20 protein-coding genes and 1 pseudogene are annotated in these 26,450 nt (G+C 43.9%); 16 read left to right on the top strand and 5 right to left on the bottom strand.

Features of this window, described 5'->3' with window-relative positions; all coding sequences use genetic code 11:
- Positions 1-326 precede the first annotated feature (326 nt).
- The 3 genes from prfC (at position 327) to C2M32_RS15245 (ending at position 3,582) form a co-directional block, all read left to right on the top strand.
- A complete protein-coding gene (prfC, locus tag C2M32_RS15255) occupies positions 327-1,910 on the top strand; it encodes a peptide chain release factor 3 (RefSeq protein ID WP_105169157.1) in 1,584 nt (527 codons plus the stop codon).
- Between the two features lie 180 nt (positions 1,911-2,090).
- Positions 2,091-2,732, top strand: coding sequence for a pyridoxamine 5'-phosphate oxidase (pdxH, locus tag C2M32_RS15250; protein WP_199886174.1), 642 nt, complete (start codon positions 2,091-2,093; stop codon positions 2,730-2,732).
- An 85-nt stretch (positions 2,733-2,817) separates the two neighbouring features.
- The gene (locus C2M32_RS15245) at positions 2,818-3,582 is read left to right on the top strand and encodes a TatD family hydrolase (protein ID WP_105169155.1); all 765 of its coding nucleotides are present in this window, start codon (positions 2,818-2,820) and stop codon (positions 3,580-3,582) included.
- Here the strand turns inward: C2M32_RS15245 and C2M32_RS15240 are convergent.
- The gene (locus tag C2M32_RS15240) at positions 3,549-4,166 is read right to left on the bottom strand and encodes an AhpA/YtjB family protein (protein WP_105169154.1); all 618 of its coding nucleotides are present in this window, start codon (positions 4,164-4,166) and stop codon (positions 3,549-3,551) included. The two genes, C2M32_RS15245 and C2M32_RS15240, sit on opposite strands and share 34 nt — an antisense overlap.
- Positions 4,167-4,241: 75 nt before the next feature.
- Between C2M32_RS15240 and serB the strand changes: the two genes are divergently transcribed.
- Together serB and C2M32_RS15230 are read left to right on the top strand one after the other, a co-directional pair.
- A complete protein-coding gene (gene serB, locus C2M32_RS15235; protein ID WP_105169153.1) occupies positions 4,242-5,264 on the top strand; it encodes a phosphoserine phosphatase SerB in 1,023 nt (340 codons plus the stop codon).
- Positions 5,265-5,404: 140 nt separating this feature from the next.
- Positions 5,405-6,142: a hypothetical protein gene (locus C2M32_RS15230; RefSeq protein ID WP_105169152.1), complete on the top strand. Its 738-nt coding sequence runs from the start codon at positions 5,405-5,407 to the stop codon at positions 6,140-6,142.
- Positions 6,143-6,172: 30 nt separating this feature from the next.
- Here C2M32_RS15230 and C2M32_RS15225 read toward each other — a convergent pair whose 3' ends face one another.
- Positions 6,173-7,531 carry a hypothetical protein gene (locus C2M32_RS15225; protein WP_105169151.1) on the bottom strand — a complete coding sequence of 453 codons (1,359 nt, stop codon included), beginning with the start codon at positions 7,529-7,531 and terminating at the stop codon, positions 6,173-6,175.
- Positions 7,532-8,091: 560 nt separating this feature from the next.
- Here C2M32_RS15225 and pdhR point away from each other — a divergent pair.
- From pdhR to C2M32_RS15195, 6 genes are all read left to right on the top strand, one after another.
- Entirely contained in the window at positions 8,092-8,841 is a 750-nt protein-coding gene (gene pdhR, locus C2M32_RS15220; protein ID WP_105169150.1) for a pyruvate dehydrogenase complex transcriptional repressor PdhR, read from the top strand.
- A gap of 62 nt (positions 8,842-8,903) precedes the next feature.
- Entirely contained in the window at positions 8,904-11,570 is a 2,667-nt protein-coding gene (gene aceE / locus C2M32_RS15215; protein WP_105169149.1) for a pyruvate dehydrogenase (acetyl-transferring), homodimeric type, read from the top strand.
- 12 nt (positions 11,571-11,582) lie between these two features.
- Positions 11,583-13,469, top strand: coding sequence for a pyruvate dehydrogenase complex dihydrolipoyllysine-residue acetyltransferase (aceF, locus tag C2M32_RS15210; RefSeq protein ID WP_105169148.1), 1,887 nt, complete (start codon positions 11,583-11,585; stop codon positions 13,467-13,469).
- 173 nt (positions 13,470-13,642) lie between these two features.
- Complete coding sequence (gene lpdA, locus C2M32_RS15205) at positions 13,643-15,067, top strand: dihydrolipoyl dehydrogenase (RefSeq protein ID WP_105169147.1); 1,425 nt, start codon at positions 13,643-13,645, stop codon at positions 15,065-15,067.
- Between the two features lie 200 nt (positions 15,068-15,267).
- Complete coding sequence (locus C2M32_RS15200) at positions 15,268-16,677, top strand: mannose-1-phosphate guanylyltransferase/mannose-6-phosphate isomerase (protein ID WP_105169146.1); 1,410 nt, start codon at positions 15,268-15,270, stop codon at positions 16,675-16,677.
- Positions 16,655-18,091 (top strand): phosphomannomutase, encoded by a 1,437-nt coding sequence (locus tag C2M32_RS15195; RefSeq protein WP_325047876.1) that lies wholly within the window; start codon positions 16,655-16,657, stop codon positions 18,089-18,091. The genes C2M32_RS15200 and C2M32_RS15195 overlap by 23 nt, the downstream gene beginning before the upstream one ends.
- 30 nt (positions 18,092-18,121) lie before the next feature.
- Here C2M32_RS15195 and C2M32_RS15190 read toward each other — a convergent pair.
- A pseudogene (locus C2M32_RS15190) lies at positions 18,122-19,050 on the bottom strand (sodium-dependent bicarbonate transport family permease).
- 130 nt (positions 19,051-19,180) lie between these two features.
- On the opposite strand from C2M32_RS15190, the gene C2M32_RS15185 reads away from it, so the two are divergent.
- Positions 19,181-20,137, top strand: coding sequence for a LysR family transcriptional regulator (locus C2M32_RS15185; protein ID WP_105169145.1), 957 nt, complete (start codon positions 19,181-19,183; stop codon positions 20,135-20,137).
- Between the two features lie 24 nt (positions 20,138-20,161).
- Here C2M32_RS15185 and C2M32_RS15180 read toward each other — a convergent pair whose 3' ends face one another.
- Both C2M32_RS15180 and C2M32_RS15175 read right to left on the bottom strand, forming a co-directional pair.
- Positions 20,162-20,551, bottom strand: coding sequence for a DUF2750 domain-containing protein (locus C2M32_RS15180; RefSeq protein WP_105169144.1), 390 nt, complete (start codon positions 20,549-20,551; stop codon positions 20,162-20,164).
- A gap of 45 nt (positions 20,552-20,596) precedes the next feature.
- Positions 20,597-21,136, bottom strand: coding sequence for a GNAT family N-acetyltransferase (locus C2M32_RS15175; protein WP_105169143.1), 540 nt, complete (start codon positions 21,134-21,136; stop codon positions 20,597-20,599).
- A 68-nt stretch (positions 21,137-21,204) separates the two neighbouring features.
- Here C2M32_RS15175 and C2M32_RS15170 point away from each other — a divergent pair, with 68 nt between their 5' ends.
- The 4 genes from C2M32_RS15170 (at position 21,205) to C2M32_RS15155 (ending at position 26,443) form a co-directional block, all read left to right on the top strand.
- On the top strand, positions 21,205-21,873 hold the full coding sequence (locus tag C2M32_RS15170; protein WP_105169142.1) for a tRNA-uridine aminocarboxypropyltransferase: 669 nt from the start codon (positions 21,205-21,207) through the stop codon (positions 21,871-21,873).
- A gap of 904 nt (positions 21,874-22,777) precedes the next feature.
- Positions 22,778-23,782 carry a Fe(3+) ABC transporter substrate-binding protein gene (locus tag C2M32_RS15165; protein WP_105169141.1) on the top strand — a complete coding sequence of 335 codons (1,005 nt, stop codon included), beginning with the start codon at positions 22,778-22,780 and terminating at the stop codon, positions 23,780-23,782.
- A 16-nt stretch (positions 23,783-23,798) separates the two neighbouring features.
- Positions 23,799-25,415, top strand: a complete 1,617-nt coding sequence (locus C2M32_RS15160) for an ABC transporter permease (RefSeq protein WP_105169140.1) — start codon at positions 23,799-23,801, stop codon at positions 25,413-25,415.
- A complete protein-coding gene (locus C2M32_RS15155; protein WP_105169139.1) occupies positions 25,412-26,443 on the top strand; it encodes an ABC transporter ATP-binding protein in 1,032 nt (343 codons plus the stop codon). Before C2M32_RS15160 ends, C2M32_RS15155 begins: the two co-directional genes overlap by 4 nt.
- Positions 26,444-26,450 lie beyond the last annotated feature (7 nt).

Below are 26,450 nucleotides of genomic sequence, written 5' to 3'. Positions count from 1 at the left end.
AATGTAGACCAAATTACGAGTAACTGACAATACAATTTCTAAACACTGGAATTGAAAACAATCATTTATGTTTGATGTTTGCATCGATTTTTTATACACCTGTGAGAGAAAGTTGTTCTTTTAGCTTAGATCCGTTATTGAGTTTCTCCATGAATTGTTGGGCAGATGAAAGTTTGTTCTGACATGCATGGCTTGATAAAGCTCATATTCTCACCGAATAACTTAATTTGGCGGCTTTTTTGCCCCGTGTAAAACAGGTATAATCGGTAAAATTTTAACTTGTTTCGCAAACAGAACTGCGAGCACACAGGGCAAAAGCTGCTTACATGTCAAATATCGTTAATGAAATTCAAAAGCGACGTACGTTCGCTATCATCTCGCACCCAGATGCGGGTAAAACCACCATCACTGAAAAAGTTCTATTATTCGGAAAGGCGTTACAAAAAGCGGGGACCGTTAAAGGTCGCGGCTCGAATCAACATGCTAAGTCTGACTGGATGGAAATGGAGAAAGAGCGTGGTATCTCAGTAACGACATCTGTGATGCAGTTTCCTTACAATGAAGCTTTGGTTAACTTGCTAGATACCCCTGGACACGAAGACTTCTCGGAAGATACCTACCGTACGCTGACAGCAGTTGACTCTTGCTTGATGGTGATTGATGCTGCCAAGGGTGTTGAGGATCGTACCCGTAAATTGATGGAAGTAACGCGTCTGCGTGATACGCCAATCATTACCTTTATGAATAAGCTTGACCGTGATATCCGTGACCCAATGGAGTTATTGGACGAAGTTGAAACTGAGTTAAACATTGCCTGTGCACCAGTATCATGGCCTATTGGTTGTGGTAAGGAATTTAAAGGGGTGTACCACATTCATCGTGATGAGACGATTTTGTATCAAACGGGACAAGGCCACACTATTCAAGAAAAACGCGTGGTGAAAGGGTTGGATAACCCCGAACTTGATCAGGCTGTAGGCGCTGAACTTGCGGCACAGCTACGTGAAGAGCTGGAGCTGGTGATTGGCGCATCACATGAGTTTGACCAAGAGTTGTTTTTAAAAGGTGAGCTGACGCCAGTATTCTTTGGTACAGCATTGGGTAACTTTGGTGTTGATCACATGCTGGATGGTTTGACCGAGTGGGCACCAGCCCCGATGCCTCGCCAGACAGAAGAGCGTGAAGTTAAAGCTGAGGAAGATAATTTCACTGGCTTTGTTTTCAAAATTCAGGCGAATATGGATCCTAAACACCGTGACCGCATCGCGTTTATGCGTATCGTATCTGGCAAATACAGCCAAGGTATGAAGATGAATCACGTCCGTATCGGTAAGCAAGTGAGTATTTCTGATGCGGTAACTTTCATGGCTGGAGACCGTGAGCGTGCAAATGATGCTTTTGCAGGCGATATTATCGGTTTGCATAACCATGGCACCATTCAAATAGGTGATACGTTTACGCAAGGTGAAAAGTTAAAGTTCAGTGGTATTCCTAACTTTGCTCCTGAGTTGTTCCGCCGTATTCGTTTAAAAGATCCATTAAAGCAAAAGCAGTTGCTAAAGGGTTTAGTACAACTTTCAGAAGAAGGTGCGGTACAAGTATTCAGACCATTAATCAATAACGATTTGATTGTTGGTGCTGTGGGTGTCCTACAGTTTGATGTGGTTGTGGCTCGCTTAAAAGCAGAATACAACGTTGATGCTATTTATGAGAGTGTCAATGTACAGACCGCACGTTGGGTAAGCTGTTCAGATGAAAAGAAAATGGCGGAGTTTAGGCGCAAGTGTGAGTCAAACTTAGCTTTGGATGGGGGAGATAATCTAACCTATATCGCTCCGAGTCGTGTAAATCTTAATTTATCTATGGAACGTTACCCAGATGTTGAGTTCCATCATACACGTGAACACTAAGGCGCTTGGCTAGAAATAACAGCTCTGAGTTTTTTCGGCCCGTTTAGCCGTTGCTAATCAAGCTGAAGTGGGCGACTCACCGCAGGTAAATTCGCATTCGCTTAGTTACTTAGCACCGCATAGGTGCTAATCTAAAAGCCGCATAGAACCTTGTTTAGTGCGGCTTTTTTGTAAGGAAAAATCATGAAGCTTGAAGATATTCGTCGCGAATACAGCAAAGGTGGCCTGCGTCGAGACATGCTGGCACAGACCCCTATTTTGCAGTTTGAATCTTGGTTGCAACAAGCCGTTGAGGCAAAATTTGCTGATCCAACGGCTATGGTGGTGGCTACGGTAGATGAGCATGGCCAGCCATCACAACGCATCGTATTATTGAAACACTTAGATGACAATGGCTTTGTCTTCTTTACTAATACGGGCTCTCGCAAAGCGCAAGAGATAAAAGGTAACAATAAGGTCTGCCTACATTTTCCTTGGCATGAAATTGAGCGTCAGGTTATTGTGTATGGCGAAGCTAAACCGCTATCAACGGCCGCAGTTGCTAAGTACTTTTTGTCCCGCCCAGCGGAGAGCCAACTTGCTGCTTGGGCATCACAGCAATCGCGTCCTGTTTCTTCACGTAAGGCGCTAATGGAAACCTTTCTCAGTATGAAGGCCAAATTCTCAAAAGGTGAGATCCCGTTACCAGACTTTTGGGGAGGGTATTGTGTTGAGCCCTCTAAAGTTGAATTTTGGCAAGGTGGTGAACATCGTTTACATGATCGCTTTATGTATACCAAACAAAGCGATGGTAGTTGGGATATCAGCAGACTCAATCCTTAGGTAACTTAAGGCAGCCAGCGTGTGCTGCCTTACAACTCAAAGCCATTTATACTTATCTTCATAATGCGCAGCCATTAAGGTGACTATGGAATTCATCGACAGTCATTGCCACTTAGACTTTGCAGAGTTTAAGTCTGATCTTGAGCGCCAAATGGCCCATGCACAGGTGTTAGGCGTCAGATATTTTATTGTGCCGGGCATAACTGTGAGCCAGAGTGAATCCTTATTGGCATTCTCAAAGCGTTACCCCCAGTGTAGAATCTCAGCAGGGTTACATCCGTATTTTATCGACCAACACACTGATGAAGCGGTACGTCGATTTATGACATTCGCCAGAGAAAATAAACAGCATTTGGTCGCCATCGGGGAGTGCGGCATAGATGGCACATGTCCACAACTACACTGGCAACAAGCAATTTTTGCTGAACATATAAAGCTCAGTAATGCGCTGCAGTTGCCCTTGATTGTGCACCATCGACAAAGTCATCACTTAATTGCACAAGCTTTCAAGCAAACACCGCCAGAGTTTGGAGGGGTGATCCATGCTTTTTCAGGGTCTTTACAACAAGCAGAATATTACCTTAAACAAGGTTTTAAGCTTGGGGTTGGCGGTACTATAAGTTATGAACGGGCAAGCAAAACCAGACAGGTATGCAGTCAGGTGCCTTTGGATAGCTTACTACTTGAAACTGACGCACCTTCTATGCCGTTGTCAGGCCATCAAGGCAAGGTCAATGAACCAAAACGTTTGCTGGATGTATTTGCGTGTTTATGTCAACTTCGTAGTGAGAGCCCAAAAGAAATTGCACAGCAGCTTTATTTATCATCTCGTACGCTTTTTCGAATTTGACGTTTTACTTCCCATCCTTTCAAAGCACGACCAATTTGCCACGTAAATACGCCAGTGATAAGCAACATAAGCAGTACCATCCGGCCTAGTTCGTGAAAATGATAGTGGCTTTGACTCATCGCAGATTGGGTTAAGTAGACCATGGTAACAAATCCCAGCGGCCTGTCATTGTCAGTGATTGGCTCTACTACCGACGTTTTGAGTTTACTGATGCCTGGAAGCTCTTGTGGTAAACCGTAAATATTATCGCTTTGTGTAAAGCCTTTACCTGCTACAACCAGCTCTCCGGTGTTGTTATAAATGGCGATACTGAGTACATTCGTATCACTTTCTAGATGTTGACATAGCTGTTCCAATAAAGGTAAGTCATCGTTCAAAAGTGGCTTGGCGGCATTAAGAGCCAGTTGATGAGCCAGACTTCGCGCGTTCATATCAGCTTGTTTGTATAATAACTGGTGTGATTGAAAGCTGGTGTTAAAGGCAAGCCAGGTTAGAGTAATAAAGCAAGCCGCAGCAACCATCAAACGTATTAATCGGCGGCCACGTGAAGACTTTAATAAATCAATTGCTTGTGTATTTTTCATATTACCTATGTTGGTTGCTGACAGTATCATTGATAGATGTTAAAAAGGGCGAGTCTGTTACTTAGGAGCTTATGTATGCCAACCTCTAGCCTTGTGCAATTACCTGATCATGATTTATCTCATATCTTCACTTTAGCAAAATGGTACCGAATTGAAAGTGCGCAGTGCTTACTAAGCGAAATGGCTCCTGACAGTGAGCAAGGCGTGTTTATCACCTTGTTTGGCGAACAGCTGACGACGGCTAAATTACAAAACTTCTTGGCATTTTTACACGACTCGGATTTACCGGTGAGTGCTATCTGCCAATATCACCCACATCCTGCATTACCAGAAGCAATGGTCATGTACGTTGCAAGCCACTATGTACCTGAGGTAACCGAGCAACTAAAACAACAACTCAGAGAGGCGGCCCATTCATTGTCGCTACAAACCGCTATTTTGGCCAAACCAGCAACTTTGTCACAAGCAGGGTTACTGGTAATGGATATGGACTCTACCGCTATTGAGATTGAGTGTATCGATGAAATTGCTCGTTTAGCAAATGTGTATGATGACGTCGCAAAAGTAACGGCTCAGGCCATGGCTGGGCAGTTAGCATTTAGCGATAGTTTGCATCAACGCGTGAGTAAGCTTGCGGGTGTAGAGCTAAGCTTAATCAAGGAGTTAAAGAATAACTTGCCCCTGATGGATGGCATAGAAGCTTTATGTGCTCATTTAAAACAGCATGGCTGGCATTTATACATAGCGTCAGGTGGTTTTACCTGGTTTGCAGAGGCGTTGTTAGCGCCATTACAGTTAGATGGCTGCTACGCGAATGAACTTGAAATCGCTGATGAACGTTTAACAGGCAAGGTGCTAGGTGAGGTGGTTGATGCTCAGAAAAAGGCTGACATCTTAAGTATGCTGACGCAAAAATATGGTTTAGACCAATCACAAACAGTGGCGATGGGCGATGGCGCGAATGACCTGCTTATGATGGCGCAAGCGGGGACAGGGATAGCCGTACACGGAAAACCTAAGGTTGTTGCTCAAGCAGATGCGGCGGTTTGTAAAGGTTCATTGCTGCAAGTGCTATATTTGTTGTCTATTCCGCTTTAAATGGGTAATAGGAGTTGAGAAGATAGAACATATATTAGGTAAATTAAGTGAATATTTTATGTAAATAAGAGTTTAAGCTAAACTTCAAGACAGTCTGACCGATAACTTATATAAGTTCATTAAGAAAAGGATATTTTTTTATGAAAGTTAATGCCAATCAACTGATTGAGATGGGGGCTTTAGCGAATAAGGGCCCCTCAAAATCGATTAAGCAGGAAAATACGGCCACTGTGCAAAACAGTGATCTTAAATTAGCCGCTGATACTTACCACGGTGCAAAAGAGCAGATTCCAGACCCCACTTATAGTCGTCCTATTGTTCTTGGAGAAGCTCAGCAACTTATAGAAGAACCAGAGCAGACAAGTGCGAGACTCAATGAGGCCTATCACCAGCTCTACTTCAATGGTGATATGTATAAAGCAGCGGATGAATTGGCAGGGGAATACAACCAGTTTATGAGTGAGCTGGCCAGCAGTAACCCGCAACTTGCTGAAAAAGACTGGGCATTCTCAGTTGATGAAGAAGGAGCGATTAAGGTCTCTGGTCAGCTAAGTGCGGATGAAGTCAGCTATTTGGAAGACAAGTTGAATGCAAACGAAAAGCTCGTACAGCTAGCAAATGACGTTAAAGATAACTTCTTGAAGTATACAGAACTTGAACGTGGACCAAGCGAGCAAGGAACCAGTCAATACTGGGGAAAGTATGATGTGAATAACGAGAATTTTGCAGAAATAATCGACATGAGATCCTTGATGAAAGAGCAAACCAAAGAAGATGAAGTCAGCGCGCGTATCGGCAATAACTTAAATATGTTTGGCTTCATTGATAATATGTCTAAACAGTTAAGCGGCAAAGCTCAAGCAACATACGCAGCGTAAAAAGTCAGGCCTAGGCCTGACTTCACTTAGTTAAGATTTCTCACTGGAAACTAGGTCTTGGTCGCAAATATGGCCTAGATAGACCCATGGTACGTTTTCTCCACCAATACCAATTTTGTCAATGATCCCATCGTTATCACTGTCCAAGTTGGTCTCTATTTCAAGCCTCCAGCCTTTGACTTCCACATCAGAATGCCAAGTATTTTTGTATCCTAAGCTATACTGGGTGTGCTCTATATTAGTCACCTGTGGTGAACAGGTTCCTAAGTTGATGCTATTTGATATTCTGCCATTGGCATCAGATGTTTGTACATAATCAGTCGTGCCGTCGGTATCAGCTAGCACTAATTTAGCGCTGGCACTTTCGATAGGTGCGCCAGTTGAGTCATTCAACGTCAATGACCAGTTAAGGTTTCTGTACGCTTGAGTTGTTAGATAAGGGTCGCTAAAAGCAGAATATGGAATGCGTATCACATTTGCCTCACCAGAGATTTTGTGACTGGTGAATGACGCGACAACAGACTGTACGGATAAAGTGTACTGGTTATTGGTATTTACCGGCAACGCAGTGTTGGCCCTAACTCTAAGGGTAATAGTGTGGTTTTCTTGTAAACCAGAAATTGGATGTATTTTGTTTGCTGCTAAAGGTACCCAACCATTATTGTATACTTCAAAAATATATTCATCTGAGCTGTTATCCTTTAAACGTAAGGCAAGGTTTTGGCCATTAACAGCTGTGAATTGATACATATCGATATCAGTTGCACTGTCCATATTACCTTGGATAACGTTTTGACCTGTCGATAACATCGTCGCGGTTGCAACTGTATCATTAAATTCATATTCATCCAGTTGTGTAGCTACCGCTGCACCAAAGTTAAATGCAGAACCATCTGACTCTTTTACTTCCATATACCAGTAATAATGGCCTGGTTCAGTTAGTGCGACGACGACTTCGTCATCGGTGCCTGGGTTGGCACTGGTGCCAAGTAAAGCAAACGTATCGTCTGAATTATGTTTGAGTACACTCAAGTCAATATTTGAGGCACCTGTCTGTCCAACCAACAGAGCGGTTGTTTTACTTCGTTCTGTTATCTCGAAATGGTAACAAATCGTATTGCCAGCAGATGCACCACTAAGTGTATACAGATTACCTGTTGAAAGCGTTGGGCATACAGGTGTAATACTTTCAGTGGTGGTTTCTTGTGAGGAAAAGTCAAGTTGGCGATGTGTGTTTTGGGCGAGCTTTGGTTGAGTGGGATTGAGCATGTTTTGTTTAGCTGAATGTAACTTAACTTTTCCAGCTTCGGTTAAATTATGTTCCAGAGCATGTGCACTAGATAGAAACGCGAATGGAACAATAGATAGAGCTATTGTAGATAATTTCATATAAATATCCTTTTATATTGTTGGTTTATCCACCACTATAAAAGCACGTTGGTTAATACAAATCAATGCACTAAATGTAGGTAAGTTTCATATCCCTTATTAGTGAAAAAAGCTTTTAGGGCTATTAACGTTTGTAGAACAAGCCTTGATGAAGGAGTAGCGGGAAAGCTAAAAGTACTCAGCGAGTTTAGTCTTATCATTAGGCATGGAACACATTTCAAACAAGTATTGAAAACAGGTTCGGTGCTGTTGTACATGTTTAAAGTTGCTAATTGATTTATTTCGTTGCAACTGAAGCGTACTTGTTGGAAAAGATTTTAATCCACATTCAACTGGTCAGACCTTTTTTATAAACCTATGCAATTCGATATTTTTGTATAAAGTTTAGACTTCAACTGCGCACTTTCAGTGGTATTTATACGCAGATTTTTGACAGTGTTCATTGATTTTGGTAACGTATTGTGCAAATTTGGTATGACCAATTTACCTTTTGGTTTTAATGGATCGGCTAATCACATTCAGTTGAGGTTAGCTGTACACTGAAATTCGGCGTTAGATCAATGTCTTTAAAGATAAAAGCAGCGAAGTTATCCGATGTTATTTTAGAGCAGCTCGAGAATATGATCCTTGAGGGCTCTTTGATGCCAGGAGAAAAGTTGCCACCTGAGCGCGAGCTTGCTAAGCAATTTGAAGTCTCAAGACCCTCATTGCGCGAGGCAATACAAAAACTTGAAGCAAAGGGTTTAGTAACACGCCGTCAAGGTGGGGGAACTTACGTTAAAAATCAATTGGAAGAGGGGCTGACTGATCCATTATTTGACTTGATCAGCAAGCACCCAGAATCACAGTTTGATTTACTAGAGTTTCGTCATGCGCTTGAAGGTATCGCCGCTTATTACGCAGCGCTACGTGGTACCGATACAGATTTTGAGAAGGTACAAAATAGCTTTGATAATATCGCGCAGGTGCAAGGGGATCTAGCCCAAACCGCCGCAGCTATCAATGCGTTTCACTTTGCGGTGGCGGAAGCCTCGCATAACGTGGTGTTGTTGCATTTAGTACGTGGTATGCAATCGTTACTCGAACAGAACGTATTGCAGAACTTAACGGTATTGGTGCAAAAGTCGGAAGTAAGTGAGCAACTGGCTGAACATAGAAGAGTGTTGTTGGAGGCTGTTATTAATGGCAATCCAGAGCAAGCTCGGCTAGCCAGTAACGCGCACTTAGCGTTTATTGAAGAAGCATTACTTGAAGCGGGCAAAGAGCGTTCGCGCATTGAGCGTAGCTTGAGACGAACAAAGCAGCAGTAAGCGTGCTGATCACATTAAGACTGAATAATAAATTCGTATTTTAAACATAAGGAAAATTCCATATGTCTGAAGTCAATAAATTTGACGTAGACGCGTTAGAAACCCAAGAGTGGTTACAAGCGCTTGAGTCGGTAGTAAAAGAAGAAGGTGTTGAGCGCGCGCAGTTCTTGTTAGAGCAAGTTCTTGAGCAAGCACGTCTTGAAGGCGTAGATATGCCAACTGGCACAACTACTAACTATGTGAATACTATTCCAGCGAACCAAGAGCCTGCTTATCCAGGTGATGTAAACATTGAACGTCGTATTCGTTCAATTATTCGTTGGAATGCCATCATGATCGTATTACGTGCGTCAAAAAAAGATTTAGAACTTGGCGGACATATGGCGTCTTACCAGTCGTCAGCAGCGTTCTATGAAATGTGTTTCAATCACTTTTTCCGTGCACCTAACGAGGTTGACGGTGGTGACTTAGTGTATTACCAAGGTCATATTTCACCGGGTATTTATGCTCGCGCATTTTTAGAAGGCCGTCTAACTGAAGAGCAGTTAGATAACTTCCGTCAGGAAGTAGATGGCAATGGTATCTCATCTTACCCACACCCTAAATTAATGCCTGAATTCTGGCAGTTCCCGACCGTATCTATGGGCTTAGGTCCAATCGCCTCTATTTACCAAGCGCGTTTCTTAAAGTATTTAGACGGACGTGGCTTAAAAGACACTAAGAACCAGCGTGTATACGCGTTCTTAGGTGACGGTGAAATGGACGAGCCAGAATCACGCGGCGCAATTTCATTTGCTGCACGTGAGAAGCTAGACAACTTATGTTACTTGATAAACTGTAACTTACAGCGCTTGGATGGCCCAGTAATGGGTAACGGTAAAATCATTCAAGAGCTAGAAGGTCTGTTCAGAGGCGCTGGCTGGAACGTGATCAAGGTAGTTTGGGGCTCTGGTTGGGATAAGCTTTTGGCGAAAGACACCACAGGCAAGCTACTTCAGTTGATGAACGAAACCATCGATGGTGACTATCAAACTTACAAAGCAAAAGATGGTGCGTACGTACGTGAGCATTTCTTTGGTCGTTATCCTGAGACCGCAGCGTTAGTTGCAGATATGACCGACGAAGAAATCTTCGCACTTAAGCGCGGTGGTCACGAACCTTCTAAGCTCTATGCGGCATTTAAAGCGGCGCAAGAAACTAAAGACCGTCCAACTGTGATCTTAGCTAAAACCGTAAAAGGTTATGGCATGGGTGAAGCGGCGGAAGGTAAGAACATTGCTCACCAAGTTAAGAAAATGGACATGACACACGTAGAACACCTACGTTCACGTCTTGGCCTGCAAGACTTGGTTGCTGACGACGAACTAGTTAATCTACCTTATTTGAAGCTTGAAGAAGGTTCAAAAGAGTACGAATACTTGCATGCTCGCCGTAAGGCGCTACACGGTTATACACCGCAGCGTTTACCGAATTTCACTCGAGAACTTACACTGCCTGAAGTGGATGCGTTTGAGCCACTATTGCAAGAGCAAAAGCGTGATATCTCAACCACTATGGCGTTTGTACGTGCATTGAACGTGTTACTTAAAGACAAGAACATTGGTCAAAACATTGTGCCAATCATTGCAGATGAAGCACGTACGTTTGGTATGGAAGGTTTATTCCGTCAAATCGGTATTTACAACCCGCACGGCCAAAACTATACACCACAAGACCGTGACATCGTTTCTTACTACAAAGAAGCAACCTCAGGTCAGGTACTGCAAGAAGGTATCAACGAGTTAGGTGCAATGTCGTCATGGGTTGCTGCGGCAACGTCATACAGCACCAATGATTTACCGATGATCCCGTTCTACATCTACTATTCAATGTTTGGTTTCCAACGTGTTGGTGACATGGCTTGGATGGCGGGCGATCAACAGGCGCGTGGTTTCTTACTTGGTGCAACTGCTGGTCGTACAACGCTCAATGGTGAAGGTCTACAGCACGAAGATGGTCACTCACACATTCAAGCGGGTACCGTACCTAACTGTATCTCTTACGACCCAACATTCGGTTATGAAGTGGCTGTGATCATGCAAGACGGTATTCGTCGCATGTATGGTCCAGAACAAGAGAACGTGTTCTATTACCTGACGCTCATGAACGAAAACTATCATCAGCCAGCTATGCCAGAAGGCGCTGAAGAAGGTATTCGTAAGGGTATCTACAAGCTAGAAAGTAATGCTGGAGACAAAGCACACGTTCAGCTATTAGGTTCAGGCACTATCCTAAATGAAGTGCGCAAAGCGGGTGTTATCCTAAGCGAAGAATACGGTGTTGGTTCTGATGTATTCTCAGTGACGTCATTCAACGAATTAACGCGTGATGGTCAAGATGCTGATCGTTTCAACATGCTAAATCCTGAGTCGGAAGCGAAAGTACCTTACATAACTTCTGTACTTGGTGAGTCTCCAGCCATTGCCGCGACAGACTACATGAAGAATTATGCTGAGCAAGTACGCGCTTTCATGCCAAGCGTATCTTACAGAGTACTTGGTACGGATGGTTATGGTCGTTCAGACAGCCGTGAAAACTTACGTCGTCACTTTGAAGTTAATGCTGGATACGTTGTGGTTGCAGCACTAACAGAGCTTGTTAAGCAAGGCAAAGTTGAGAAGTCAGTGGTGGTAGAAGCTATCAAAAAGTTTGATATTGATACGACCAAAACTAACCCACTTTACGCATAAGGGGCGTTACTAATGACAATCGAAATTCATGTTCCAGATATTGGTGCTGATGAAGTTGAAGTTACAGAGATCCTCGTAAAAGTCGGGGACTCGGTGAGTGAAGAACAATCGCTTATCACGGTTGAAGGTGATAAGGCATCAATGGAAGTACCTGCTGCACAAGCAGGTACTGTTAAAGAAATCAAAATCAGCGAAGGTGACACGGTATCTACGGGTTCACTTATCATGATCTTTGAAGCTGCCGATGACGCACAACAGAGCGAAACTACTGTACAAGAAAAGTCGCAACCTGCATCAGACTCATCAAGCGCGACTGAATTACAGGAAGTACATGTACCAGATATCGGTGGCGATGAAGTTGAAGTTACCGAGATCATGGTTTCTGTTGGCGACACCGTTGAAGCCGACCAATCAATTTTGAATGTTGAAGGTGACAAAGCGTCAATGGAAGTACCTGCACCATTTGCAGGTACTGTTAAAGAAATCAAAGTGGAAGTTGGCGGTAAAGTATCAACGGGTTCTTTGGTATTTGTATTTGAAACAGGTGCACCTAGCGGTGCTTCAGATGCGCCACAGTCAAAATCTGAGCCAGCCGATACCGCAACATCGTCTGAATTAAAAGAAGTTCACGTACCAGATATTGGCGGCGATGAAGTTGAAGTCACTGAAGTGATGGTATCGGTAGGTGACAGCGTAGAAGCTGATCAATCAATATTAAACGTTGAAGGCGACAAAGCTGCAATGGAAGTTCCGGCACCATTTGCAGGAACTGTTAAAGAAGTGAAGGTTGAAGTAGGTTCTAAAGTGTCTACAGGTTCACTTATATTTGTCTTTGAAGTGGCTGGTAGTGCACCACAAAAAGTAGCAGACAAGCCAGCAGAGTCGAAACCAGCGCCAGCTTCAAGCCCTGCGCCGAAGTCATCAGCATCAGCGGCATCAAGTGTAAAAGAAGACTTTGAAGCAAACTCATCTTATGCGCATGCCTCACCTGTAGTTCGTCGTTTAGCACGCGAGTTTGGTGTAAACCTAGCACGTGTTAAAGGCACAGGCCGTAAAGGTCGTGTGATCAAAGAGGACGTACAAAACTACGTTAAAGAGCTGGTTAAACAAGTTGAGTCTGGCAAATCAGCAAGCACTAACGCTGGTGGTGGTGAACTTGGCTTGATCCCTTGGCCAAAAGTTGATTTCAGCAAGTTTGGTGAAATCGAAGAGAAGAAACTTTCTCGTATCCAAAAACTATCTGGCGCGAACTTACACCGTAATTGGGTTCAAATTCCACATGTTACACAGTTCGATGAAGCTGACATCACCGCTCTAGAAGCATTCCGCAAAGAGCAGAATGTACTGGCTGAGAAGAAGAAAATGGGTGTGAAGATCACGCCATTAGTATTCGTGATGAAAGCGGCGGCAAAAGCGCTTGAAGACTTCCCAACGTTTAACTCGTCACTGTCTGAAGATGGTGAAAGCCTTATTTTGAAAAAGTATGTACACATCGGTATTGCGGTAGATACACCAAACGGCTTGGTCGTACCGGTAGTTCGTGATGTAAACAAAAAAGGCATTATTGAGTTATCTCGCGAGTTGATGGAAATTTCGGCCAAGGCACGTGACGGAAAGTTAACCTCATCTGATATGCAAGGTGGTTGTTTCACTATCTCAAGCCTCGGTGGTATTGGTGGTACGGCATTTACGCCGATTGTGAATGCGCCGGAAGTGGCTATCTTAGGTGTATCTAAATCTGAGATGAAGCCTAAGTGGAATGGTAAAGAGTTTGAGCCGCGCTTAATGGTGCCGCTAAGCTGTTCATACGATCACCGCGTAATAGACGGTGCGTTGGCAGCCAAGTTTACTGTAACGCTTGCAAGCTACTTGAGCGATATTCGCCAGTTAGTGATGTAATTTGTTGTCCCGCCTACTATTTAGGCGGGACATCTTTTTGTGCGGATGATACACTTTCGCACACTTAAAAACTCTCTCTGCCATGTACCTCAATTTTTGTATGCGGCAGGCATTTTTGGGTGCGGATACTCAAAAGAGTACAGTCCCGTTCGAATAATAGTTAAGGTAATAACATGAGCAACGAAATCAAAACTCAAGTTGTTGTACTAGGCGGTGGTCCTGGTGGTTACTCAGCAGCATTCCGTGCTGCGGATTTAGGTTTAGAAGTTACACTAATCGAATCTCGCAATACCCTTGGTGGTGTGTGCTTGAATGTTGGTTGTATTCCTTCAAAAGCATTATTACACGTTGCTAAAGTCATCGATGATGCGGCAGAAATGTCATCTCACGGTGTAACGTTTGGTGCGCCACAAATTGACTTAGACAAAATCCGTTCGTGGAAAGAGTCTGTTATTGGCCAACTAACTGGTGGCCTAGACGGTATGGCTAAGATGCGTAAAGTAAAAGTAGTTAATGGCTACGGTAAATTTACAGGCGCAAACACCATTGCTGTTGAAGGCGACGCAGGCACAACAACCGTTACTTTCGATAACGCTATTATCGCAGCGGGCTCACAACCAGTTAGCCTACCTTTCATCCCAGAAGATGAGCGTGTGATTGACTCTACTGGCGCACTTGAACTTAAAGACGTTCCAGAAAAGTTACTAGTCTTAGGTGGTGGTATCATCGGTCTTGAGATGGGGACTGTTTACCGTGCACTAGGTTCGCAAATCGACGTAGTTGAGTTTGCTGATCAACTAGTACCTGCGGCTGACAAAGACGTTATCAAAATTTATCAGCGTTACGTTAAAGACAAGTTTAACGTTATGCTTTCTACCAAAGTTGTGGCTGTTGATGCAAAAGATGATGGCCTATATGTTACTTTTGAAGGTAAGAATGCACCTGCTGAGCCAGTACGTTACGACAAAGTACTAGTGGCTGTAGGTCGTACACCAAACGGTAAGCTGCTTGATGCTGACAAAGCTGGTATCAACGTTGATGAGCGTGGCTTCATTAACACAGATAAGCAAATGAAAACGAACGTTGACCACATCTTCGCAATCGGTGACATCGTAGGTCAGCCTATGTTGGCACACAAAGCCGTTCACGAAGGTCACGTTGCAGCGGAAGTAATCTCGGGCAAGAAACATTTCTTCGATCCTAAGTGTATTCCTTCAATCGCTTACACAGATCCAGAAATCGCTTGGGTAGGTGTGACTGAGAAAGAAGCTAAAGAGCAAGGTCTGAGCATTGAAACTGCGGTATTCCCGTGGGCTGCTTCTGGTCGTGCAATCGCTTCAGCACGTACTGAAGGTCAAACTAAGCTTATCTTTGATAAAGAGTCTGGTCGTGTGATCGGTGGTGCAATGGTTGGTATCAATGCAGGTGAAATGCTTGGTGAAATCGGCCTTGCAGTAGAAATGGGCGCTGACGGTGAAGACTTAGCACTGACCATTCACGCACACCCAACATTGAACGAATCAATCGGTCTAGCGGCCGAGATTTTTGAAGGTTCAATCACTGACTTACCAAATAAAAAAGCAGTTAAGAAAAAGTAATTTGATTACTGTTACTTAATACTTTAAAAACCCAGCTTATGCTGGGTTTTTTTATACCTTAACGACTATAAAAAGAAGTTGCGCAGTGAGGATACACTATCATCAACTAAGCTCGCTGGTTTACAATGCACGGCTGAGCAGCACTGCGCGGGCTTTGTGTTCTTACAAGATCGCCAATTAGATGTAGAGTGAGGTAAAAAATGTTTCAACCAGTCATTATTGCCGGTGGTGTCGGTACGCGCCTTTGGCCGTTATCCCGAGAAAAATACCCAAAGCAATTCCTCGCTCTCACCGACTCACAACATTCCCTGTTCCAGGAGACCGTTTTGCGTTTGCAAGGATTGGCATACTCCAGTCCATTGGTTATTTGTAATGAAGAGCACCGCTTTATTACTGCCGAACAGCTTAGGCAAATCGATCACACACATGCACAAATCATACTTGAACCCGAGGGGCGTAATACTGCCCCAGCCATTGCACTGGCTGCTTTGAAAGCGCTTGAAAAGGGGAATGACCCTATTTTACTGGTGCAGGCCGCGGACCATGTGATAGCAGATAAAAAGGCATTTCAGCAAGCCGTTGCGCAAGCATTGGTATTGGCCGAGCATAATCACTTAGTCACGTTTGGCATTGTGCCTACACACCCACATACTGGTTATGGCTATATTAAAAGTGGTCAAGTACAGTCTCCCAATGGCTATCGAGTTGAGAGCTTTGTTGAAAAGCCCAGCTTAGAGCTTGCCGAGCATTATCTCAATACAGGTCAATATTACTGGAACAGTGGTATGTTTATGTTCAAAGCAAGCCGTTACCTTGAAGAATTAAAGCTGTATCAACAGGATATTTATACTGCGTGTAAGGCGGCGATGAACGAACAAAAGCCTGATTTAGATTTTATACGTATCAAGCAGGAAGCTTTTTGTGCATGCCCAAGTGATTCAATCGATTATGCTCTGATGGAGCACACGCAACATGCGGTGGTTGTGCCTCTGGATGCTAACTGGAGTGATGTTGGAGAGTTTTCAGCATTGTGGGATGTATCGCAAAGAGATAGCAATGGTAACGCAATCAAAGGTGATGTTAAGGCTCTTGATACACACAACACTTTAATACACAGTGAAGATAAGCTTGTAGCCACTCTTGGTGTGCAAGATCTAGTGATCATCAATACCAAGGATGCGTTGCTGGTTGCACATAAAGAGCACACCCAAAAGGTCAAACAAATTGCTCAACAGTTACAAACTGAAAACCGACCCGAAGTGAGTGTTCATCGTGAGGTATATCGTCCTTGGGGCAAGTATGATGCCTTTGATCGTGGCGAGAGATTCTTAGTCAAACGTATTACCGTTAAACCCGGTGCTAGGTTATCTAAGCAGATGCATCATCATCGCTCAGAGCATTGGGTTGTTGTTGCGGGTACAGCCAAAGTGCTTATTGGTGAGAAAGAACAATATGTCGCTGAAAATGAGTCAGTGTATATCCCAATCGCACAGGTTCACGCTTTGGAAAACCCAGGCAAGGTCGATTTAGAGCTAATAGAAGTGCAGTCGGGCGCCTACTTAGCTGAGGATGATATAGTCCGTTTTGATGACCAATATGGTCGCAACTAACATGTATAGCAACGAAGTGATTGCGCAAAGTGGTGTATGCTTTGGAACGAGTGGCGCTAGAGGTAAAGTAAGTCAGTTTACACCCTCTGTAAGCATGGCGTTCACGCTGGCATTTTTAGCCATTCAAAAACGCCCCAAACGCGTTGCGCTAGCCATTGACAATCGTCCAAGTAGCCCGCAGATGGCTCAGGCATGTATCAGTGCGCTCAAGCTTTATGGCTGTGATGTCGAATATTATGGCGTTATTCCCACTCCGGCATTAGCCTATGCCGCACAGTTACAACGTATTCCCGCGATGATGATCACAGGGAGTCATATTCCTTTTGACCGTAACGGTATCAAATTCTATTTAGCTAATGGAGAGGTCAGTAAAGCGGATGAGTTAGCGATTATGAATGTGGTTGTTGATGTGCCACAACGACCGTTAGCTGACTTACCCAAAGTAAACGATTACGCGAAGCTGCAATATATAAAGCGTTATGTTGATTACTTTCCAGCTGATCTGCTCATGGGCAAGCATATTGGTATCTACCAACATAGTAGTGCGGGCAGAGACATATACCCGCCGATACTGAAAGCATTGGGCGCACAAGTAACTTTACTTGGGCGCAGTGAGCAATTTGTGCCTATTGATACGGAAGCGGTCACGCAATCAGATCGTGTGCAAGCTCAACAGTGGGTGTCATTACACAAGCTTGACGCGTTATTTACCACAGATGGTGATGGCGATAGAGCCCTGTTGGCTGATGAGCAAGGGAATTTTTTAGCTGGGGATATATTATCGCTATTGGCCGCTAAACATTTAATGATAGAAGCGCTGGCAATTCCAGTTAACTGTAATACGTCCATTGAGGCGACAGGCGCTTTTAAGCAAGTAAAAAGGACAAAAATTGGTTCACCCTATGTGATAGCTGGGATTGTCGATTTAAAAAATGATTATTGCCGAGTTGCAGGCTTTGAAGCCAATGGTGGATTTATACTTGGCTGTGCTGTTACTGACAATGACAGAGTACTACAGCAGTTACCAACACGTGATGCTGTGCTACCTGTATTAAGCGCTTTAGCACATTTACCTCGTCACCCGCTGAGCCAAGTTGTGGCGGATACAATACATAGGTATACCCACAGTGACCGATTGCAAAACTTTGCAGCCCATCGAAGTGCTGATGTTATTGAGTTAGCGACCACAAATCCACAGTTGTTACTTGAGCGCTTGCATATCGCGTATCAAGGAGAACTTGAGTTGGATACCACCGATGGTGTGCGCATCAGGCTCATAGATATGGGGTATATTATTCATATTCGACCATCGGGTAATGCACCAGAGCTAAGGTGTTATGGCGAAGCAAATGAAAGGGGTGTTGCAAAAAAATTGGTTTCAGAAGTGTTGTCTGGTATTGCGGCAATATTTTGAAAAGCCCAGATTTAACTGGGCTGTTACGCTTTAGTGAACGCTCAATGCCAGTTGATGGTACACGCCAATTCCAATGATCACGTTAAACGGAAATGTCAGCCCTAATGAACTGAGCATCGCCAGACCAATATCCGCATCAGGAATGGCCGCTTTGATAGCGGCAGGCGCAGCAATGTAGGATGCGCTTGCAACAAGGCTTGCCAATATGACCACTGAGCCCAATTCAAGTCCTAACAAAGTACCGACCCCCACACCAACACTGCCAAGCGCCATTGGGGTGAGTAGCGCGAAGCTTGCGAGTTTCCAATGATGCCAAGGCGTCGGTCGCAGCGTTTGCGCTGCGGTAAGCCCCATCTCTAATAAAAACAGTGCTAATACAACCTTAAAACTATTGGTCAGTAGGCTGGTGACTTGGCTACCTTGTTGAGTGCCATACATCATGCCAATGATGACGCCGCCGACAAGCAATATAACGCTTTTATTAGTGAGCGTTTCATGCCACACATGTTTAAGTGACAAAGTACTGCGAGTGTCGGTGCCATCGCCAAAGCGACGATATAGCAAAAGGCCGACAATAATGGCTGGCAACTCGAGTAAAACTAGATATAGGGTCACTTCTGCGCCCACCTGAAGTTGCTGCGACTCGGCATAGGCTAGGGCAACAGCAAAGGTGCCTGCGCTTACCGAACCATAGTGAGCGGCAATACTGGCGCTGTTTGCAGTAGACAGCTGAATGAGGTGTTTAAGTACAGGGTAAAGGGTTAAGGGGATCAATGCTCCAAGCAACATCACTGTGGCCATCTCCGGGAGCAAGGTCCAGCTGAGATTACCATGAAGACCATACCGCCCTTTAAACCTATGGTCAGCATGAGCAATAGGCTCAGCGTTTCGTATGTTGCTTTAGGGATTGCCAGATCGGAACGCAATATTCCAGCAGTGAGACCCAAAATAAAAAACATAACCACAATATCAGGCATGGTGTATCCCTCGTTCATTTCAATATGTGGACAAGATCTTAGAGCGAATTTATGATAGATAAAAATAAAATAATTGCTTATTAAATATAGATAAATATCTATAGGTGGTGAAATGGATTTAAGGCATGTGTCATTCCGGCTACTAGAAGTGTTCATGAGTGTGGTGAAAAGTGGCTCGATCAGTGAAACTGCTCGACGTTTACACCTGACGCAACCGACGGTGTCTTTGCAGATCAAACGCTTGCAAGAAGCCGTTGCGGAACCGCTTTTTTATACCTATCAACAACGTTTGCATCCCACCGATGCGGGATTAAGGTTATTTCAAACTTGTCAGCAAGTGTTTGGTCACTTTGAAGATTATCAAGGGTATCTCGAAGAGCTGCGTGGTGGAGAGCGAGGACATTGCCGTATCGCGATGGTTAACACCGCACAGTATATTTTACCGAAGCTGTATGGGCCATTTAGCGCCACACATCCAAATGTTGAGATGCATGTTGAGGTTGGAAATCGGGAGCATGTGTTGAGTCGTTTTGAGCGCGGTGAAGATGATCTTTATGTTTTTAGCCATCCACCGACGCTAGAACATGCACAGGCTGCGAGGTTTCTGAAGAATCCGCTAGTATTTATCGCGCCGAAAAATCACTCGTTGTCACACAGGGTAGGGCTTACGCTTGCAGATGTTGTTAAACACCGTTTCTTGTTGCGTGAGTCAGGTTCTGCGACACGAATGTTGTTTGAAAGTGAACTACAAAGTCGAGGTTTGGTGCTGTCCAATAGCGTAAAAATGGCCAGTAATGAAGCTATTCGTGAAGCGGTGAGCGCTGGAATGGGCGTTGCAGTGCTCTCAGAGCACGTTTTGGGACTAGACCAATCAAATATTGCAAAGCTAGACGTATGTGATACCAACCTAGCAAGTCACTGGTATTTTGTTGTGCGAACCGATAGGCATATTTCTCACTCGGCTAAGTCTTTTTTACGCTTCGCTGCATCACATTTAGAGCGTTATCTACAGAGCCCTTGGACTGAAAACGAATTACATCTATTGAATGTGACAGAGCAACAGTCTTAACGATTTGCTCCGTCACGACATTGTCTATAGCCGTTTTCTAAATTGTTCTAACTCGAAATCAAATTCATCTGGGTCAACAATTAAACCTTCCTGATCTGGGAGCGGAAATACCGCAATTGATAGCTCATCGTCGGCCAGTCCATCGGTCCATTTTGCATGCCACTTTTTGAGGCTAATGGCCTGAGGTTCACAATCTTTCCAATCACCCGTTGCCCATAATTCGGCAAATTCCTTGTTGGGCCAAATAGGCACACAGTCTTCGCTATCACTGTTGAGCATCACACAGCCATGTTCATCGGTCAAAATCCAAATCTGTTCACTTTGGGTGACTTCTTTGATTAAGTATTTATAACGTTGCGCGTTATCATTATTTAACATCGCTTTAATACGATCTGAGTTAATGGGCGTATTCATATTTTTATCCATTATTAGTAGCGGCCGACGGTGAATAAGTTAATCTTAGCCTAAGTTTTTCCGATATAGCACAGCTTCCATATCACCGAGTGGGTCACGATGGATGTATTCTTTAACAAAAGACATACCCAGTTTTTTCATTATGTTGATTGAAGCTTCGTTATCAGCAAGCGCTGTCGCTGAGAATGAGTCAATCTCTGGGTTAGAGCTCAGTGCTTGTGCAATATGTGAAGCGGCTTCAGTGGCATAGCCTTTACCCCAAGTGCATTGCTTAAAACGCCAACCTAGTTCTAAATCACTATCATCACGCTCACCATTAAAGAATCCCATGGGGCGTACTAAGACCCAACCGATAAATTGTTGTGTCTCGGACACGTTTACTTGCCATAGACCCCAGCCTTGTTCTGGATTACTAAAAGCGTTTAGACGGGGAATGAAGATGTTCTCGATGTCTTCCATAGAATTGGGAGTACCGCCATTGATGTATTTCATCACAGCTGGGTCTTGATCGAGTTCAAATAGCAATGGTGCGTCATTTGCGTCCATGAGGCGATAGCTCAAGCGTTCTGAGTTGGTAATATTCATCTTATCTCCTACTGCTTTTATATGTGAATTTGATTACAATACGCGCCCAATCTACATGAGGGTGTTCAGTGAACAATTCTGTATTGGCTTTACGCCAACAGCAAATAGCCGCGGCAAAACGTGAATATAAGGCCAGAGGTTCAAAACTAAGTCGTTGTGAAACTTGCTTATTAGCACAAAGTTTGTGTATATGCAGCGGCATTCGTGTAGCACACAACTGCCATAGCGCAGTGTGCTTGCTAATGTACCATAACGAAAGCTTCAAGCCATCAAATACAGGTCGCTTAATTGCGGATATTATTCCTGACAATCATGCTTTTAGGTGGGATAGAACAGAGCCGGACCCAGCCTTGTTAGCCTTGTTAGCTGATCCTAAATATCAACCTGTGGTGGTGTTTCCTGCTGACAATGTAGAAGCTGAGCGAGTCATTGAACATGTGGTACGAGAGGCCAATAAAACACCTTTATATATCTTTTTGGATGGCACTTGGCGCGAAGCCAAAAAAATGTTTCGTAAAAGCCCGTATCTAGAAGGGATGCCCGTACTGTCTATTTCCCCTCAATCTTTGTCTGATTATAAGCTACGTGTGGCACCTCATGCGCATCAACTTGGTACCGCAGAGGTCGCCTGTGTGGTGTTGGAGCAAAATGGTGAAGTTGAGGCAGCGAACTTACTCACCGAGCATTTTATTGACTTTCGAGATGCTTACCTAAAGGGAAAACGCCAAAAGGGCTAAAAACTTACACCGTAAATATACTTAGCCAGCGCTTTTATTTATTACCGAAGGTGTGATTAGCGCTCAAAGTCAATTGGAAAGCGCTTAAAGAACGAAATATTAAGGCCCAGAAACAAAGAAGCGCGACTCAATGAGTCGCGCTGACGGAATCTTTTATAGCGTCCTGCTATGTTGAAATTTTCAACTCCTAATTTCGTCCAGTTCCTTGGTTTCGCTTGGCGTTATGTTTCTGCGAAATCTAGCATCCTGCTAATGTCCTCATCTTCCTTGTGCTCCATGCGTTCCTTCCATTGATAACAGCTTCCTGCTGTATGTCCTTGACCAACGTCCTTTTGAGTCCCTGTTATGAGCCAATGGCTCTAATCCTGCTAACTTAATCCTCGGACTTCCAATTTCCAAATGAGAAGCTTGTTACCTCTCAACGCCACTCCTGTAGCGGGTCCTTTTTGCTTCACTGCAACGACGGGAACTTCCTGTTCACATCAATTCGACACTACACGCATCCATCGTGTTTCTTCCATTATGCCTACCTTCCTAGTAAGCTGGGTATCCAACCCGAGCATTCAGCTTGCTAATCAACTGACGTTCTCCTGAACTTGTTATTAAGTATAAGTGATTCAGCTTTGGACTCTAGGTAGCTATCGCTTATTAAATTTAGACTTAATTACCAATAAACTATAAAGTCTTATATTTATCAGTATGTTATGGGTTTTTTGGTGATATAAACAACAGCCGCTTCCTTGATCGCCTAGTACTCAGTGAGATATATCTCACATGTAAATTCCAATCTGGCCGCAATCGTTCAGCGTGATGCAGGTGAATAGTCGGGCTGAACGGGTGTACAATACTTCGATACAGGTTAGAATTGCCTGAATAAGAATAAACATTATATTGGAGCTTGATTATGAAGCGACTGCTCGCTGTTCTTTTTACCACGTTAGTATGCACGCCAGTTATGGCTGATGAAGAAGTGAATATTTACTCTTTTCGCCAACCTTTTCTGATCCAACCTATTTTAGATAAATTCACGGCACAAACGGGTATTAAAACCAATGTGGTTTTTGCTAAAAAGGGGTTAATTGAACGTGTAAAGCGAGAAGGCCAGCATAGCCGAGCGGATCTGGTGCTAACGTCGAATTTTAGTGCATTGATCCAACTAGAAGAGCTGGGTTTAACCCAACCAATAGAAAGTAAATTAGTTTCTGAAAGTATTCCTGCTGCATTTCGAGACCCACAAGGCGATTGGGTTGCATTGACCAAACGTGTACGTAATGTGTATTCATCTAAAGAGCGTTTGGGTGAGTTAAAGTCGCTCACATACGAATCGTTAGCAGATCCTAAATATCGCGGTAAAATCTGTACGCGTTCAGGTAAGCATCCATACAATCTGGGCTTAGTTGCTTCTATGGTCGCACACCATGGTGAAGCATATACTAAGCAGTGGTTGCTTGATGTAAAAGCTAACTTAGCGCGTAAGCCACAGGGCAACGATAGGGCTCAAGTAAAAGCAGTTAAAGAAGGGTTATGTGATTTAGCGCTGGGTAATAGTTACTACTTCGGAAAAATGCTGACGGATGAAAAACAAAAGGCTTGGGCGGATTCTGTATTTATCAACTTTCCTAATCAAGAAAACCGTGGTTCACATCTGAATGTTTCGGGTGTGGTCATGACCAAATACGCAAAAAACGCTGCCAATGCACTAAAACTTATCGAGTTTATGACCAGCGATGAAGCGCAAAGCATGTATGCTTCGGTTAATATGGAATATCCAGTAAAACCGGGTGTTAAATTATCTCCGCTCGTTGAGTCATGGGGCACATTTAAAGAGGACGCTTTGGCGTTATCCGAGATTGCAAAATATCGTCCAGTTGCACTTAGACTGATTGATGAAGTTAAGTTCGATCTGTAAAACAAGGGGTTAATGTTTGTCTAGGTGGCAAGTCATTGCTTGGTCGATAGGCGTGTGCTTATCGACCCCATTGGCGTTTTTAATTTTTGAATCATTACAAGGTGACTCGGAGGTGTTTTCTCACCTGTGGGATACCGTCCTGTGGGATTACATCAGTAATACCGTATTGCTTATCTTAGGTGTGATCGCATTAAGTTGTATTATTGCACTGCCTTTGGGATGGCTTGCCGCATATTGCCAGTTTCCTGGGCGACGTTTTTTTGAATGGGCTATGATGCTACCTCTAGCGATGCCGACGTATATTATCGCCTATATTTACACAGACTTACTCGACTATGCAGGTCCCGTGCAAGTAACACTGCGGAACTGGTTTGGTTGGCAGTCGCCTGCAGATTACTGGTTTTTTGATATTCGCACCTTGCCAGGCGCTATTGTGATGATAGCGCTGGTGTTGTATCCATACTTATACTTGATTTTTAAAACAGCATTACGAGAGCAGTCTTTTAAATTAGTTCAGGCCAGTCAATTGATGGGGCTCAATCCTATACAGAGTTTTTTCAAAGTGAGCTTACCACTTGCGCGCGGTGCTGTGGTGGCGGCGCTGGCGTTGATCAGTATGGAAACCATGGCTGATTTTGCTACGGTCCACTATTTTGCAGTGAGTACTTTAACGACGGCTGTATATGACACTTGGTTGGGATATTATTCGTTAACGGCTGCGGCGAAAATTTCAGGGATCATGCTGCTGTTTTTGTTTATTTCATTACTGTTAGAGCGCTTTAGTAGAAAAAGTAACACCGTTCATGAACGTCAGGTAAGTATGAATGAAGAAGCGCTGTATTGCCTAACTGGCAAGCGAGCATGGTTAGCAACGGCATATTGTGCCATCATCTTACTCATTGCGTTTGTTTTACCTGTTACCATATTAGTTGGCTATGCCATTGATTATTTTGAACAAGCTTGGAGCAGTGAGTTTTTTGTTTATGCATGGCAAAGTTTGCAAATCGCAATTTGGGTCAGTGCTGTGGCGGTATTGCTCAGCTTGTTGGTGGTGTTTTACCAGCGCATAGGCACTAATGTCAGTAAAACTGTGCCCGGTCGATTTGCAAGTACTGGGTATGCACTGCCGGGGACTGTTTTGGCAATTGCCGTACTGCTTCCTCTTACACTGTTAGATGATAAGTTGAATCAGTGGTTCGCAAATACAAGCTTCGAGCCTGGCCTGCTGCTCAGTGGCAGTATTTTTGCCATGATCTTCGCTTATATAGTACGCTTTTATGCCATTGCACACGGCGCGGTTGAATCCAGTTATGTGCGTATCAGTCCATCGCTTGATATGGCAAGCCAAAGTATGGGTAAGAATTTGCTACAAACATTGAGTTTGGTGCATTTTCCGCTATTGCGTCGCGGCATACTTACAGCAGCCTTACTGGTTTTCATCGAGTGTATGAAAGAGTTGCCTGCTGCTTTATTGTTGAGGCCATTTAATTATGAAACGCTCGCAACTCATGTGTTTCAATATGTGAGTGATGAGCAATTGGAACTGGCCTCAATTTCAGCCTTATTTATTGTATTAGTGGGTTTGGTACCGCTGTATATCGTTAATCGTTCAATGGAACAACACCGCTCATGAGTAGTCTTGTATTAGAAAAGGTATCGTATCAATATCAACAGCAAGCTGTGATTTCTCAGTTAGATCTGAATGTGGCGCACAATGAAATTGTGTGTTTGCTGGGCGCGAGCGGATGCGGTAAAACAACCACCTTAAAAGCAATCGCGGGGCTTATTAAGCCGCAACAAGGGCGTATCGCTATTAATGGCCAATGTATGAGCCATAAGCAACTTTTTGTTGCGCCTCAACATCGTAATATCGGCATGATGTTTCAAGACTATGCGCTTTTTCCTCATCTCAATGTGGCACAGAATGTTGCCTTTGGTTTATCTAAATTAAGCAAACCTGAACGACATAGTCGAGTGGCCCAAATGATGGAGTTGGTGCGTTTAGAAGGGTTAGAAAAGCGTTATCCGCACGAGCTGTCGGGTGGCCAACAACAGCGTGTTGCGATTGCAAGGGCACTTGCTTATCGCCCGAATTTATTACTGTTGGATGAGCCATTTTCAAATATCGATACGCAAGTGCGCTTCCAGTTAATCAATGACATTCGTAGCATCATTAAAGACCAACAAGTTTCGGCTATTTTTGTGAGTCACTCAAAGGATGAAGCGTTTGCCTTTGCAGATAAACTCGCGATTATGCATGAAGGCAGAATTGCGCAATTGGATAGTGCCAAATCTCTGTTTCAAAAGCCAAAAACCAAAGCTGTTGCTGAATTTTTGGGACGCGGTATCTATCTCGATGCGACCCGTTACAACGGACAAAGTGTGACCACTCGGTTTGGTGAGGTGAGCTCATCAATCGCTCTGTCCGAGTCTGAACAACAAGGGCAAATTTATGTACGCCCACAGCATATTGAATTGGTCAATGCGCCGCAAGGAGAGGTCGAAATATTACAACAACGGTTCATTGGCACAGAATACGTCTATCATATAAAGGTAGCTGATCAACAACTTGAAGTTCCGGCACCCGCAGAGCAATTATTAGATACAAATCAACCTGTCTCTTTAAAAATTAAAGCACATGCGGTAAATTTCTTTTCTTAACACTAGA

This window comes from Pseudoalteromonas sp. T1lg23B, assembly GCF_002964665.1.
In the GTDB taxonomy this organism is placed as follows: Bacteria; Pseudomonadota; Gammaproteobacteria; order Enterobacterales; family Alteromonadaceae; genus Pseudoalteromonas.
This window is presented reverse-complemented; position numbering and strand designations above follow the sequence as displayed.

Coding starts and splice junctions, on each gene's coding strand:
- C2M32_RS15180 (WP_105169144.1), bottom strand. CDS start 20,551: ATGAATACGCCCATTAACTCAGATCGTATTAAAGCGATGTTAAATAAT.
- aceE (WP_105169149.1), top strand. CDS start 8,904: ATGTCTGAAGTCAATAAATTTGACGTAGACGCGTTAGAAACCCAAGAG.
- prfC (WP_105169157.1), top strand. CDS start 327: ATGTCAAATATCGTTAATGAAATTCAAAAGCGACGTACGTTCGCTATC.
- C2M32_RS15200 (WP_105169146.1), top strand. CDS start 15,268: ATGTTTCAACCAGTCATTATTGCCGGTGGTGTCGGTACGCGCCTTTGG.
- C2M32_RS15155 (WP_105169139.1), top strand. CDS start 25,412: ATGAGTAGTCTTGTATTAGAAAAGGTATCGTATCAATATCAACAGCAA.
- C2M32_RS15165 (WP_105169141.1), top strand. CDS start 22,778: ATGAAGCGACTGCTCGCTGTTCTTTTTACCACGTTAGTATGCACGCCA.
- C2M32_RS15240 (WP_105169154.1), bottom strand. CDS start 4,166: ATGAAAAATACACAAGCAATTGATTTATTAAAGTCTTCACGTGGCCGC.
- serB (WP_105169153.1), top strand. CDS start 4,242: ATGCCAACCTCTAGCCTTGTGCAATTACCTGATCATGATTTATCTCAT.
- C2M32_RS15195 (WP_325047876.1), top strand. CDS start 16,655: ATGACCAATATGGTCGCAACTAACATGTATAGCAACGAAGTGATTGCG.
- C2M32_RS15230 (WP_105169152.1), top strand. CDS start 5,405: ATGAAAGTTAATGCCAATCAACTGATTGAGATGGGGGCTTTAGCGAAT.
- C2M32_RS15175 (WP_105169143.1), bottom strand. CDS start 21,136: ATGAATATTACCAACTCAGAACGCTTGAGCTATCGCCTCATGGACGCA.
- pdhR (WP_105169150.1), top strand. CDS start 8,092: ATGTCTTTAAAGATAAAAGCAGCGAAGTTATCCGATGTTATTTTAGAG.
- C2M32_RS15245 (WP_105169155.1), top strand. CDS start 2,818: ATGGAATTCATCGACAGTCATTGCCACTTAGACTTTGCAGAGTTTAAG.
- lpdA (WP_105169147.1), top strand. CDS start 13,643: ATGAGCAACGAAATCAAAACTCAAGTTGTTGTACTAGGCGGTGGTCCT.
- C2M32_RS15225 (WP_105169151.1), bottom strand. CDS start 7,531: ATGAAATTATCTACAATAGCTCTATCTATTGTTCCATTCGCGTTTCTA.
- aceF (WP_105169148.1), top strand. CDS start 11,583: ATGACAATCGAAATTCATGTTCCAGATATTGGTGCTGATGAAGTTGAA.
- C2M32_RS15185 (WP_105169145.1), top strand. CDS start 19,181: ATGGATTTAAGGCATGTGTCATTCCGGCTACTAGAAGTGTTCATGAGT.